Here is a 12,932-nt window from a genome sequence, read left to right as displayed (position 1 = left end):
GCAATATACGGCCGTCCGGCAACCAGTCTGCCGGCGGATGCTTACTTGCCCGCCTCCAGCGTCGGGGCCGGCTCGGCGGGCACGGGGCGCTGGTAGGTTTGCCAGAACTCAGGGCGGTAAGGCACTTTGGCGAGCTGCCAACGGCCACCACCACCCAAGTCACCCTTTAGCTTCGGATCCGGTATTTCAGCCGCATTTACCAACTTGGGGGGCGTGAAGTATACCTCGCAGGTCAGCTGACCGTGGAAGGGAGAATTGCCCAGCACGCGTCCGATAGAAGCAGCTTGGGCAATACTGCCAGCCGCATAGTACCGGCCATTTACCGCCTGCTGATACATGACCACATGGGTCGTGCGACTTGTCGTATACACCCGGTCGTAGAGGCGGGCAATCGTATTGCCCCGACCATAGTATTTGCGCGCAATCGAGTTGTTTTGGATGGTATCATCCTGCCACAAGGCTTCGTAGCGTACTACCGCGTAATTGTCCTGGCGCACATAAACCCGACCGGAGTAGCCTGCCGTCAGATACATACCAGTAGCCCGGTGGCTAGCGCGCTTGGCCGCGAAGCGAATCACGTATACCGATTGCCCGTCACGTTGCTCAATAGTATCCAGGCGCAGCTGGTACTTGCCCAGCATACTGTTCTTGAACAATGGCGAAATACGCACTGGATCGAAGCCGCCCGCAAACCCATGGCCGCCTTCCTCAAGAGTAGCAGGTCGCGTAGCGGAAACTACCTGAGCCAGATCGTTCTTCTGCTGCACCTGTTCGATTGGTGTTGGCTCCATCATCAGAAAGCCGCCACCCCAGTTATGATAACCAGCTGGAGTCCATAGCTGACTGGTATACTCCACGTCGCTTCGTAGCGTATCAAAGTTGATGGCCCGCCGCCGGGTGTAGGCCTGCTGGGTGTAATCCTGCCGCTCGTAGTTGGTTTCCGCAGCCTTAATCACCTTTTTCATAATCCGCTTCGGGTCCTGCGACTGGGCACTCACGCGCACATCGGCCAAAGCAAAAGCAGCCGGCGCGAGGCGCACCTGCAGCGCGGAACCAGCTGCCGCCACCAGCGTAGCCGGCTCGTAGCCGATGCTGCTGATCTGCACCAACTCACCCCGGCGCACTTCCAGCCGGAACCGGCCCTGCGCATCCGTCACGGTACCGGCGCTGCGGGCGGGCACGGCCACCGTGGCAAAGGGCACTGGCTGCCCGGTTTTGCGGTCGAGCACCACACCGCTGAGAGGGAAAGCCGCGCCGGTTTTGGCAACGGGGCGCTGGGTAGCGGCATTCTGCTGGCCCAACCGGCCCGGCGGCTGGTTGGCGGGTGTTTCGGCCGCCGCTGGTGTAGCATCCGCGACAATACCCGTAGCGGCGTGCGGCGGCTCAATGGTTTTCAGGAACAGAAACCCATCCACGGCCTCGCTCCAAGGGCCGGCAACCGGCAGAAACTCGAATGCATGCGTGGTCAGGCGGCGGCTAGGCGCGTCGTGCTTGAGGCTAATGAAGCTGTAGTCCTGCCCCTGGGCAAGCAGGTCGGCTTCCAGAGAACCGGAGGCGGGCGGTGGCACCAGCTGGTGCTTGCCCCAGTAGCCGAAGCCGTGGGTGCCGCCGCCGGCCAGCGTGCTGAGCACATACACCGCCTCGGGGCCCAGCGCCGCTTTCACGGTCTGGCCCATGGGCTTGAACTCCTGCAGCTCCGGTTGTTCCAGTCCGATCACTTTGCCGGCCAGGTGCCCGATAGCGCCCCAGCAGACCACCTTTTCCTGTGGGTGCTGGCGCAGATACCATAGTAGGTTATCGGCCATCTGGGCGTCGCGGGCGTTGCTGTCTTTGGCCTTGAACTCAGCGGAGTCTTTCACGGCCGGGTCGTTGGTGGCGTAATCGTGCGCTAAAGCTTGCAGGCTGCGTACCTGTTGCAGCCAGAAGGTGGCCCGCTCCCGCCGCCGGGCATCGGGGCCGGCCGCTACTTTGGTCAGCAGCTTGCGGGCCTTCCCCAGCTGCATATCAAAGAGCAGAATCTGGTGCGAGGGTGGGAAGATGTTATGCTCGCCCATCATGCTCACGCACTCGTCGAGGTAGTCGTAGGCAATGCCGTCGGCACCTTTTTCGGGCTTGAGGAACACTTCCAGTTCCTCAAGCATCTCGTCGTCGTTCCAACTCACCTGCGAGTCGAAACCGGTGACGCGCAAGCCGCCTTTGCCCAGCAGCGGCAGCATGGCCTGAAACTCCTGCGTCTGGGTCCAGACCGGATACACCGAGGCCGAAATGGCCGCCGGTACCGGCGCGCCCCGCTGGATTTCCCGCTCGGCACGGTCCAGGGCATAGAAGCCACTTTCGAAGGCCACCGTGGTAAAGCCCATTCGTTCCTTCAGGAACCGAATCAGCCGGATTTTGGCCTCAGTGGCCGTGCCCACGCCATGGGTGGGCTCGCCCAGCATCACCACCCGCGCCCCGCCAATTTCCTGGCGCAGAAACTCCAGGTCCGAGAAGTCGGTGTCGGCGGGATTGATACTGCGGATGGCATGGGTGAGCAGCGGGGCGGCTGCCGGAGCCGTGGTGGCGGGGGTTGTGGGTTGGGCCAGGGCCGGAGCCGTAGCGGCGGTGAGCAGGCAGCAGGCGGCCAGCAACCGGAAATTCACAGGCATAACAATCAAGTAATTCAGGGAGTAATAATTCTGCCGCCAAACTACATAAGCTATTCCGGATACTCTCCACTATACTATCAGCTACCTGACTGCTAAGGTGCAGGTAGCTACACCTACACCTAGCGCACCGGCAACAGCGCCATCCGAGAGGCCTGAAAACAAAAAAGCCCTTCCGCACGGGGCAGAAGGGCTTTTCTGTGTTTTCAGACGGCTTTTTCAAACCGGTTGCAGGAGCTTACTCCTTCTCGAGACGCAGCTCAGCACCGGCGGCGCTTTTCAGCGTCAGCTTGTCGTCGGTGAGGGTTACTACGTTGAACGTGTTGCTCTGGGCAGCGCCATCGGGGGTCATGGTGATGGTTTTACCGGCCTGATCGAACGTGTACTTGCCGTTTACGGCACCAGCGGGCGAGGTCATGTTGTACTGGCCGTTGGCGAAGAAGGTGATGCGCTCATCTTCCTGGGCATCGGTCTGCTTTACTTTGTCGCCGGCGGCGCTCAGTTCTTTATCCGTTTTCCAGACTTTGCTTTGCGTGCCGTAGAGCATGTTTACGCCTTCTACTTTGCCTTCCTTGCTGCCACACGAGGCGGCAAACAACGACACGAGCATCAGGAGGCTGGCCAGGTAGCGGAACGGATGGGAGAGAGTTTTCATGGAATTCCGTGAAATGGTTGAGAGATGGAAAGCGTGTTTTGCCTGAGCCGGAGGGTGCCGGCTGACCACTGGCAACCCCAGTGTTGCGCTTCTTACGGGAGGTTGCGGCAAGATGTTTACAGCTGATATATATGGCCTGATAACTTATTGCGGATCTTGGCGTAAGAAGCCACACGACAGGCCCTGAAGCTGGTAGTCGGCTCTTTTCCCACTCTTCCAACCCAACGCACGACTATGGGACTCTTTGATTTTCTCTCGAACGAAGGCGAAAAAAAACCCGTTGAACCCGTTAAGCCCGCTGCTACCGGTGACACCGACTTCTTCGGCAATGCCAACGCCGCCGCTGGCGAAACCTACACGGTAGTAAGCGGCGACTCGCTCTCTAAAATTGCCCGCAACCACTACGGCGACGGCACCAAATGGAAGCAGATATACGAAGCCAACAAAGCCATCATCGGCGCCGACCCCGACAAAATCGAAATCGGCCAGGTACTGACCCTGCCCAAAGAATAGCCGTTTCCTTTTCCAGGAAATATTCTAAAAGCCGCCTTGCAAAGGGCGGCTTTTTTTGTGTCTTTTCCTGCCGCTTTGGCCGCTGAGCAGGCTGGTTTCGCACCCGTAAACCGGCTGGCCAGCGGCGGCATTTTCAGCTACCACTACCGCTGCAGCGGCAGTAGCCGGGGCCATACCGGGGGATTACAGAAGCCGGCAACTCCGACTAGCCGAATAAGTCATCAAGCATATAAATCAAATCATCAGACACATACACACAACCTCCACTACAGATACAGCCATCAGGAGCGCGCAAACGGCGTTCTTTTGCTTGCGCCAAAAAAAATAACCGGTAGCTGTTGCAGATATCAAAACTGCGCCTATACCTTTGCAACACCAACCCGGTACTCCCCCGCTCGCGGCGGGGAAGTTTTCATAGGATTTATACAGAAGTGGCGAGAGAATAGGCTCCCTGACCCACTGGCAACCTTCGACCGCGCGAAAGGTGCCAATTCCTACCCGACCAGCCATCCGGCGGCGGGGCATATAACCTCGGAGTACCATGGAAAACACACTCGCTTTCGCCCCCCAGTACCCCACCGCTTCGGCCGCCTTCGGGCCTGCTGCTTCGCCGTGGGGTTTGCGCGTTTCTGCGGCTACGGCCCCAGCTGCCGGCCGAATGCGAATGCGCGGCTGTTGCGGCGCGTGTTGTTGCTGTTGCTAGCCTGAGTCCGGCTACGCAGCCCCCCTCCCCCCTCCTGCACACCTGACCGGTACCGGCCTGCCCTGGCCCCCGGCTCCCTCCTTTGCTTTGGCCTGACCGGTTCCGTGCGCGGTTCGGCTGGCTCGGCAGAGGCCTCTGCTACGCTTCGGCGCGGCATTTCAGCGGTCTACGCTCCCCTTTCCCATACCCAAACGCCTTCCAAACCAGCCCTGCCATGTCCACGCAGAACCTCCACTTCGAGACCCTTCAGCTCCACGCCGGCCAGCAGCCCGACCCCGTTACCGGTTCGCGCGCCGTGCCCATCCACCAGACCACCAGCTACGTGTTCAAAAATGCCGAGCACGGCGCCAACCTGTTTGCGCTGAAGGAGTTCGGCAACATCTACACCCGCCTGATGAATCCCACCACCGACGTGTTTGAGCAGCGCGTGGCGGCTCTGGAAGGCGGCGTAGCGGCCTTGGCGGTATCGTCGGGGCAGGCGGCCCAGTTCATTGCCCTCAACAACATCCTGCAGGCAGGCGACAACTTCGTAAGCACCACCCATCTGTATGGTGGCACTTACAACCAGTTCAAGGTGGCGTTCAAGCGGCTGGGCATTGAAGTGCGCTTCGCCGACGGCGACCAGCCTGCCAAGTTTGAGGCCCTGATTGACGAGAACACCAAGGCCATCTACCTGGAAACCATCGGCAACCCTAGCTTCAGCATTCCCGATTTTGAGGCCATTGCCGCCATTGCCCGCAAGCACGACCTGCCGCTCATCGTGGACAACACCTTCGGGGCGGGCGGCTACCTGTTCCGGCCTTTGGAGCACGGCGCCAGCATCGTGGTGGAATCGGCTACGAAGTGGATTGGCGGACATGGCACCAGCGTGGGTGGCGTGATTGTGGACGGCGGCACCTACGACTTCGGCAACGGCAAGTTCCCGCAGTTCACCGAGCCGTCCGACGGCTACCACGGGCTGGTGTTCAACGACGTATTCGGCAAGAACGGGCCGTTCGGCAACATTGCCTTCATCATCCGGGCCCGGGTGGAAGGCCTGCGCGACTTTGGTCCGTCGCAGAGTCCGTTCAACTCTTTCCTACTGCTGCAGGGCCTCGAAACGCTGAGTTTGCGGGTGGAGCGCACTGTGGAAAACGCCCTGCGCGTGGCTACCTGGCTGGAGCAGCACCCGCAGGTGGAAGCCGTGAACTACCCCGGCCTGCCCAGCAGCCCCTACCACCGGCTGGCCCAGAAATACCTGAAGCGCGGCTTCGGCGGCGTGCTCACTTTCGCCATCAAAGGCAGCAAGGAAACCGCCACCCAGTTCATCGACAACCTGAAGCTGGTGAGCCACCTGGCCAACGTCGGCGACGCCAAAACGCTCATCATTCAGCCCTCGGCCACCACGCACCAGCAGCTGTCCGACGCCGAGCAGCGCGCCGCCGGCGTGACGCCCACGTTGCTGCGCCTGTCAGTGGGCATCGAGCATTTCGACGACATCCGGGCCGACTTGCAGCAGGCCTTCGACGCCGTGCGCAACGCCGCCACGCCAGACCCCAAAGAAACTACGCTGCTGCCCGAGCCGCAGCCCGAACATGCCGCACCGCTGGAGGTGTAAGTGAGAGTGGGGTTACGGGCGGGCTGTTTTGAGAGGGCAGCCCGCCCCGCCTCCAGCCTCGCGGCACGCGGGCAGGACGTCGGCTTTTTTGTGAGAGAGGAAGCCAATACTCCCTGCCCGCCCATGGCCGGGGCTGGGCCGGCACTGCCGGCTCAGCCTGCGGGCTATGGATATTCTCACGGCCCCGGTGGCCGATTTGCACCGCCGGGCTCCGGCCTGGCATACGCGCCGCAGGCGGGCAGCCGGTGCGCCACTTGCACCGACTGGCGGCCACGCGCTTCGCACGTCGCGAAACTGATTTTCGCGCTCCTTTTTTCTTTCTGATGAGCTCTACTATTTCTTCTGACGCGCCGCACGTGTTCCGGTTGCCCCGGCCGCTGCGGCTGGAAAACGGGGCGCTGCTGCCGCAGGTGGAAATAGCCTACCAGACCTACGGCCGCCTCAACGCCGCCCGCGACAACGTGGTGTGGGTGTGCCACGCCCTCACGGCCAACGCCAACGTGCTCGACTGGTGGCCCGGCCTGTTCGGGGCCGGCTGCCACTTCGATCCGGCCGACTGGTTTGTAGTATGCGCCAACGTGGTGGGCTCCTGCTACGGCAGCACCGGCCCCGTGTCGCCGCCCGATTCTGCGGCCGAGTCGCTGTACCATGCGTTTCCGCTGCTGACGGTGCGCGACCTGGTGGCGGTGCACGAGGCGCTGCGCGAGCACCTGGCTTTGCGCCAGATCAATACGCTGATTGGAGGCTCGCTGGGCGGGCAGCAGGCCGTGGAGTGGGCCGTGCAGCAGCCTACGCTGTTTGAGAATCTGGTTTTGATTGCCACCAACGCCCGCCATTCGGCCTGGGGCATTGCCTTCAACGAGGCGCAGCGGCTGGCCATCTTCGCCGACCCGACGTACGCGGCGGCCACGCCCGAGGGCGGCGCGGCCGGCCTGCGGGCGGCCCGGGCCATGGCCCTGCTCAGCTACCGCAGCTACGACGCCTATCAGCGCAGCCAGACCGAAACCACCGACGACGCGCTGGATGGCTTCCGGGCCAGCTCCTACCAGCGCTACCAGGGCGACAAGCTGGTGGCCCGCTTCAACGCCTACTCCTACGTGGCCCTGAGCCGCACGATGGACTCGCACCACGTGGGGCGCGGCCGCGGCGGCGTGCGGGAGGCCCTGGGCCGCATCCGGGCCCGCACCCTCGTCATCAGCATCACCTCCGACGTGCTGTTTCCGCCCGCTGAGCAGCAGCTTTTGGCCCAGCACATTCAGGGCGCCATGTACGCCGAAATGGACTCCCAGTACGGCCACGACGGCTTTCTACTGGAAACCACCCAGCTCACGCACTTTCTCGAACGATTTTCTGTCCAGACCTATGTCCATTAATCCTGCTCCCGCTTCTGCCCCGCTTCGTATTGGCCTGATTGGGTTCGGCTGCGTGGGCCAGGGCCTCTACGACATTCTGCAGCAGCAGCCCGAAGCAGGCTTTGAAATTGCCCGCATTGCCGTCAAGAACCCCACCAAAGCCCGTACGCTGCCACTAAACCGGTTCGACTTCCGCGCCGACGACCTGCTGCAGGATGCCTCGCTGGACGTACTGGTGGAGGTGATTGACGACGCCGACGAGGCCTTCCGGCTGGTGCGCGAGGCGCTGTGCCAGGGCCGCCGCGTGGTGACGGCCAACAAGGCCATGCTGGCCCGCCACTTGCCGGAGCTGGTGCAGCTGCAGCAGCAAACCGGCGGCACGCTGCTCTACGAAGCAGCCGTGTGCGGCAGCATTCCGGTGATTCGCACCCTCGATGCCTACTTCGGGGCCGAGCCGCTGCGCAGCGTGACCGGCATCCTCAACGGCTCGTCCAACTACGTGCTGACCCGCATGGGCGAAGCCGGCGCCGACTACGCCCCGGCGCTGGCCGAGGCCCAGCAGAAAGGCTTCGCCGAAACCGACCCCACCCTGGACATGGGCGCCTTCGACCCGCGCTCCAAAGCCGTGCTGCTGGCTGCCCACGCCTACGGCGCGTTCCTGAACCCCGACGAGGTACTGAACCTGGGCATTGAGGGCATCAGCGCCGTCGATATTGCCTTTGCCGCCAGCCAGGGCCAGAAAATCAAAGTCATTGCCGGCCTGCAGCGTTTGCCTGACGGCCGCGTGACGGTGCTGGTGACCCCGCAGCTGGTGGGCCCTGAGTCGCCGCTGTACAGCGTAGACGACGAGTTCAACGGCGTGGTAATTGAGGCCGATTTCGCCGGCGAGCAGTTTCTGCGGGGCCGCGGGGCCGGCGGGCACCCCACCGGATCGGCAGTGCTGGCCGATCTGGCCGCGCTGCGCCAGGGCTTCGCCTACCAGTACCCCAAAGCCGCCGAAGCCCCGGAGTACGCCTCCGACCTGGAAGTGGAAATCTACCTACGCACCGACGAGGACCGCATCATCGACCTGCTCGACTTCAGCGAGATTTCCGAGGAAGCCGACGAGGACGAATACGTAGTAGGCTACGTGGCCCTGGCCCACCTCATCCGCCACCGCGACACGCTGCGCAAGTACGGCGCCTTCATCGTGCGCACAGGCCGCCTGCGCCCCGTCAGCACCAACGAGCTGGTGGCCGAAGTTTCGGCGTGATAAACCTGTCATTGCGAGCGGAACGACGTACACCGTCCTGCTCGCAGTTCTTAACCCTTAGTACATTGAAGCCCCTGACGTTTGCGCAATGTTGGGAGCTTTTGGGTGAAGCAGGATTGTAGCGCGAAGCCTTTGCTTCGCGTATGGCCTAACAGCTTCAGCACGATAGTGCCAGCTACACGCGAAGCAAAGGCTTCGCGCTACTGCGGCGGGGCGGCTCCGGTAGCTTCCGGAGCAGGCGGCGCCACTTGTTGCACTGAATCGGGCGGGACCTGCAGCAAATCGGGCTGCCAGGCCAGGGGCGGCGCGGGCGGCACCTGCAGGCCGATACGGCGCGGCAGCAATAGAGCCGTTACCTGCGCGTCGCGGCGGGGGTTGAGGGCAGCGGCCAACAGCGGGCCGGGTGCGCCGCTACCCAGCAGGGGCCGCAGGAAGTCGCGCACGGCGAAGTAGGCGGAGTCGATGTAGGTGGGTTCGAAGGAGTAGGGCACGTGGCCGGCCCCACGCAGGCGGCGCAGCACGTTGGGCACGCCCACGGCATTGGCCCGCAGGCGCAGCGCCCCGCTGCCGTACACCAGCTGGGCCGGCAGCTGCGCCCCGATGGTGCCCCGGGCGTAAGGCACCAGTCCGTCGCGGGTGCCGTGCACGCTGCACAGGGGCGGGTCGCCGGCTTCCAGCCAGCTGGCCCGGGCCAGCGCCCCGCACAGATTAATGACGCCGCGCGGGCGGCTGCTGTAGCCGGGGTGGCCGCCGCTGCCTTCCAGTCCGCCCAAGGCGGCTAGGTCGAGGTAGGCGGGCACTTCGGCGGGCTTGTTGAGGTAGCCGGTTTGCAGGGCCATGAAGCCGCCGGCTGAGGAACCGCCCACGAACACGTACTGCGGGTGCACCCGAAACCGCTTGGCCGTGGCCGCATCATGCCGGAAAAACCGCACGGCCGCCCGCATGTCCTGAGTGGCCCGGATGGCCGCCCGGCCGATGCCCACGGTATCAAACGGAAAGAAATACAGCCGGTAGTCAATGGTGGCCGCGACGTAGCCGAGGCGGGCCAGCCGGGTGCAGAGGGCCGTCATCACGGCATCGTCGCGGGTGCCGGTCAGGAAGCCGCCCTCGTGGGCCAGCACTACCAGCGGGCGGCGGCGCACGGTGTCGCCGGCGGGCTCATACACATCCATGTACAGCGTCTGGGGCAGGCCCAGCATGGTCGTGACGTGGGCAAACTCCACATTGCGGCGCACCTGCACCTGCCGGAACAGCGGGCGGTGGTAGCGGCCGTGGGTGGTATCGATGGGCATACGCTGGGCGGCCGCCGGGGCCGAGAGCAGCATATGGAGCAGCAGCAAAACAGGAAGCAGGTAGCGCACAGGCAGAATCGGCGGAAACAGCAGCCACCTCACCCGCAAAGTTCGGGCTAGTTTTCGGGAAGTACGCCGGCACGATGCGGGCGGGCGTAGCGCGAACTTTGTAGTTCGCGCCTCTGAACGACAATCGTTGCAACGGCGCGGGGCGCGAACTACAAAGTTCGCGCTACGGCTGCGGGGCCGGCCGGAAATCCGGCCAACCCCTCTAAGTTTGCGGCGGTTCCTTCTGCTGCTTACGCCATGCCTACTACCGCCCCTCCTTTCCTGCGTCCTCATGATCAGGTAGCCATTGTTTGCCCCGCCCGCTCGGCCTCGCACCAGGAACTGGCCGCCGCCGTGGCCACCCTCGAAAGCTGGGGCCTGCGCGTGGTGCTGGGCGAAAGCACCAATGTGGCGCATCACCAATTCGGGGGCGACGATGAAATCCGGCGCCGCGACTTCCAGCAGCAGCTCGACAACCCCGAAATCCGGGCCATCCTGAGCGCCCGCGGCGGCTACGGCACCACCCGCATCATCGACCAGATCGACTTTTCCCGCTTCGCCGAAAACCCCAAATGGGTAGCCGGCTTCTCCGACATCACCACCCTCAACTGCCACCTGCTGGCGCTGGGCCACCAGAGCATCCACGGCGTGATGCCGCTGCTGTTTGGGCAAACCGGCGGCGAGGAGTCGCTGGAAAGTCTGCGGCGGGCGCTGTTTGGGGAGCCGGTGCGCTACGAGGTGGCGCCGCACGCGCTCAACCGCTTCGGCACGGCCACCGGCGAGCTAGTGGGCGGCAACCTGAGTTTGCTGCAGACCCTCACCGGCACCCGCTCCGACGTGGCCACGGCCGGCCGCATCCTGTTCCTGGAAGACATCGACGAGTACCTGTATGCCATCGACCGGATGATGGTGCACCTGGACCGCACCGGTAAGCTACAGCACCTAGCCGGCCTGCTGGTGGGCCACTTCACCAACCCCCAGGACAACACCATCCCCTACGGCCAGACGCCCAACGAAATCATCCAGCACTACGCCGATAAGTACGATTTTCCGGTAGCCCACGGCTTTCCCGTCGGCCACGAGCCCCGGAACATGGCCCTGATCTGCGGCCGCCCCGCCCGCCTCACCGTGGATGCCACCGGCAGCCGGCTGGAGTATATGTAACCCGTAAATTTCCACTCAATGTCTGTCAACCTTCACCTTGTCACGGCCGCAGATTTTGCGGCACATACCGCTGGCCTGACCGAGTTGCTGCGCGATGCTGTTGATTCAGGCGCTTCGGTGGGCTTTCTGCCGCCGCTGGCTGCGGCGGAGGCCCGGGAGTTCTGGGCGGGCGTGGAAAAGGATGTGGCCGCAGAAACTACGCTGCTGCTGGTAGCTGCAGAGGCCGGCCAGCTGGTGGGCACCGTGCAACTGGTGCTGGCCACTAAACCCAACGGCCTACACCGCGCCGAAGTGGCCAAGCTACTCGTGCACTCCCAATTCCAGCGTCGCGGCATCGGGCGGCAGCTGATGCTGGCCGTGGAAGAGCTGGCCCGCCAGCACCAGCGCAGCACGCTGGTCCTCGACACCCTGCAGGGCGCCGGCTCCGAGCAGCTGTACCAGCAGCTCGGCTACGTGGCCGTGGGCGCCATCCCGCAGTTCGCACGCGTGGCCAGCGGCGCGCTGGAAGCTACGGTGGTGTACTATAAGCTGCTGAAGTAAACAATGAGCCAATTACTAAAAACGCCCCTGCGTATCTACGCAGGGGCGTTTTTAGTATTCGTCAACCACCAACTACTCGCCGTACACCGTCTGCAGCACGGTCTGGCCCACGGCCTTGAGCGTGCGCCGGTCAATGACACTCATGTTGTCGTCGGTGGTGTGGTGATAGGGCTGGAACTGGCCGGTGGGCAGGTAGTCGATGATGTCGATGGTGCGGATGCCGGCCTGGTTGGTGAAGGCGTGGTCGTCGGTGATGCCCGGCGAATCCTGAAACAGGAAGTAGTCGGAGTAGCCGATTTGGGCGGCCAGGTTCCACACTTTATCCACCACGTCGCGGGCACTTTCGCGGGAAATTCCTTCGCGGGTGAACTTGGCGTTTTTGGCGCCCACCATGTCCAGCAGAATCCCGAACTCCGGCTTGTAGTTGCCGGGCACTAGGTTTTTGCTCCAGTACTGCGAGCCCAGGCACCAGCTGGAGCCGCCCGACGTTTCCTGGCTGGCCAGCTGGTTGGTCAGCTCGCTCTGGGTGCTGGAATCGTAGCCGTAGTCTTCGGAGTCAAACAAGATGAAGTCGATACCGACGGCGGGCGTGAGGCTGTCGGGCTGGGCGGCCAGCACGCGGGCCATTTCCAGGGCAATGCCTACGCCGCTGGCGCCGTCGGAAGCGCCGTCGAGAGGGGCGTTTTTGCGCTTGGTGTCCTTATCGGCAAAGGGGCGGGTGTCCCAGTGCGTGAAGATGGCCACGCGGCGCGCGGCCTGTGGCTGAAACTGCGCGATGATGTTGCGCGACTTCAGCATCTTGCCATCGAAGGCCATGGCCACAAACGGCTGCTCGCGCACCGTCAGGCCCAACGCCTTAAACCGGGCTACCACCCAGTCGCCGGTGTTTACGTGGGCAGCCGTGTTGGGCACCCGTGGCCCGAAAGCCACCTGCTTGGCCACGTAAGCGTAGGCTGAGTCGGGGTTGAAGGCCGGCGCGGCGGGCAGCTTGGCCGGCGCTTCTACCTCGGTGGTAGCGGGCTTTTTGTCGGGGCAGCCGGTGAGCAGCAGCAGCGCGGCCAGAGCAGCTGGCGCAAGGCGGAAGATTTTCATTAGGCAAGAATAAGGGACGTCATGCAAAGCGGAGCGAAGCATCTCGCCTGCTGACATTGGATTACTAATTGGTAGTCAGCAC

Annotated in this window: 10 protein-coding genes and 1 riboswitch; of the genes, 6 read left to right on the top strand and 4 right to left on the bottom strand. The window is 63.4% G+C overall.

Annotated features, from left to right (window positions below):
- Positions 1 to 41 precede the first annotated feature (41 nt).
- Both O9Z63_RS19910 and O9Z63_RS19905 read right to left on the bottom strand, forming a co-directional pair.
- Positions 42 to 2,645: an erythromycin esterase family protein gene (locus O9Z63_RS19910; RefSeq protein ID WP_270127171.1), complete on the bottom strand. Its 2,604-nt coding sequence runs from the start codon at positions 2,643 to 2,645 to the stop codon at positions 42 to 44.
- 235 nt (positions 2,646 to 2,880) lie between these two features.
- Entirely contained in the window at positions 2,881 to 3,297 is a 417-nt protein-coding gene (locus O9Z63_RS19905) for a lipocalin-like domain-containing protein (protein WP_270127170.1), read from the bottom strand.
- A 234-nt stretch (positions 3,298 to 3,531) separates the two neighbouring features.
- Between O9Z63_RS19905 and O9Z63_RS19900 the strand changes: the two genes are divergently transcribed.
- From O9Z63_RS19900 to O9Z63_RS19885, 4 genes are all read left to right on the top strand, one after another.
- Complete coding sequence (locus tag O9Z63_RS19900; RefSeq protein WP_044014403.1) at positions 3,532 to 3,810, top strand: LysM peptidoglycan-binding domain-containing protein; 279 nt, start codon at positions 3,532 to 3,534, stop codon at positions 3,808 to 3,810.
- Between the two features lie 418 nt (positions 3,811 to 4,228).
- A riboswitch (SAM riboswitch) is annotated at positions 4,229 to 4,342 on the top strand.
- 385 nt (positions 4,343 to 4,727) lie between these two features.
- Positions 4,728 to 6,110: an O-acetylhomoserine aminocarboxypropyltransferase/cysteine synthase family protein gene (locus O9Z63_RS19895; protein WP_270127168.1), complete on the top strand. Its 1,383-nt coding sequence runs from the start codon at positions 4,728 to 4,730 to the stop codon at positions 6,108 to 6,110.
- 323 nt (positions 6,111 to 6,433) lie between these two features.
- Positions 6,434 to 7,483, top strand: a complete 1,050-nt coding sequence (locus tag O9Z63_RS19890; protein WP_270127166.1) for a homoserine O-acetyltransferase family protein — start codon at positions 6,434 to 6,436, stop codon at positions 7,481 to 7,483.
- The gene (locus tag O9Z63_RS19885) at positions 7,473 to 8,714 is read left to right on the top strand and encodes a homoserine dehydrogenase (RefSeq protein WP_270127165.1); all 1,242 of its coding nucleotides are present in this window, start codon (positions 7,473 to 7,475) and stop codon (positions 8,712 to 8,714) included. Before O9Z63_RS19890 ends, O9Z63_RS19885 begins: the two co-directional genes overlap by 11 nt.
- A gap of 200 nt (positions 8,715 to 8,914) precedes the next feature.
- Here O9Z63_RS19885 and O9Z63_RS19880 read toward each other — a convergent pair whose 3' ends face one another.
- Entirely contained in the window at positions 8,915 to 10,075 is a 1,161-nt protein-coding gene (locus tag O9Z63_RS19880; protein ID WP_270127163.1) for an alpha/beta hydrolase, read from the bottom strand.
- Positions 10,076 to 10,312: 237 nt separating this feature from the next.
- Between O9Z63_RS19880 and O9Z63_RS19875 the strand changes: the two genes are divergently transcribed.
- The gene (locus tag O9Z63_RS19875) at positions 10,313 to 11,218 is read left to right on the top strand and encodes a S66 peptidase family protein (protein WP_270127162.1); all 906 of its coding nucleotides are present in this window, start codon (positions 10,313 to 10,315) and stop codon (positions 11,216 to 11,218) included.
- 18 nt (positions 11,219 to 11,236) lie between these two features.
- Positions 11,237 to 11,758, top strand: coding sequence for a GNAT family N-acetyltransferase (locus tag O9Z63_RS19870; RefSeq protein ID WP_270127161.1), 522 nt, complete (start codon positions 11,237 to 11,239; stop codon positions 11,756 to 11,758).
- A gap of 72 nt (positions 11,759 to 11,830) precedes the next feature.
- On the opposite strand, the gene O9Z63_RS19865 is transcribed toward O9Z63_RS19870, so the two are convergent.
- Positions 11,831 to 12,850 carry a M28 family peptidase gene (locus tag O9Z63_RS19865; protein WP_270127160.1) on the bottom strand — a complete coding sequence of 340 codons (1,020 nt, stop codon included), beginning with the start codon at positions 12,848 to 12,850 and terminating at the stop codon, positions 11,831 to 11,833.
- Between the last annotated feature and the right edge of the window lie 82 nt (positions 12,851 to 12,932).

Origin of the sequence: Hymenobacter yonginensis (genome assembly GCF_027625995.1) — a bacterium.
Taxonomy (GTDB): Bacteria; Bacteroidota; Bacteroidia; order Cytophagales; family Hymenobacteraceae; genus Hymenobacter; species Hymenobacter yonginensis.
Note: the sequence above shows the minus strand (reverse complement) of the source record. Positions and strands in the feature narration are given on the sequence as shown.

Coding starts and splice junctions, on each gene's coding strand:
- O9Z63_RS19895 (WP_270127168.1), top strand. CDS start 4,728: ATGTCCACGCAGAACCTCCACTTCGAGACCCTTCAGCTCCACGCCGGC.
- O9Z63_RS19870 (WP_270127161.1), top strand. CDS start 11,237: ATGTCTGTCAACCTTCACCTTGTCACGGCCGCAGATTTTGCGGCACAT.
- O9Z63_RS19890 (WP_270127166.1), top strand. CDS start 6,434: ATGAGCTCTACTATTTCTTCTGACGCGCCGCACGTGTTCCGGTTGCCC.
- O9Z63_RS19900 (WP_044014403.1), top strand. CDS start 3,532: ATGGGACTCTTTGATTTTCTCTCGAACGAAGGCGAAAAAAAACCCGTT.
- O9Z63_RS19885 (WP_270127165.1), top strand. CDS start 7,473: ATGTCCATTAATCCTGCTCCCGCTTCTGCCCCGCTTCGTATTGGCCTG.
- O9Z63_RS19905 (WP_270127170.1), bottom strand. CDS start 3,297: ATGAAAACTCTCTCCCATCCGTTCCGCTACCTGGCCAGCCTCCTGATG.
- O9Z63_RS19910 (WP_270127171.1), bottom strand. CDS start 2,645: ATGCCTGTGAATTTCCGGTTGCTGGCCGCCTGCTGCCTGCTCACCGCC.
- O9Z63_RS19865 (WP_270127160.1), bottom strand. CDS start 12,850: ATGAAAATCTTCCGCCTTGCGCCAGCTGCTCTGGCCGCGCTGCTGCTG.
- O9Z63_RS19875 (WP_270127162.1), top strand. CDS start 10,313: ATGCCTACTACCGCCCCTCCTTTCCTGCGTCCTCATGATCAGGTAGCC.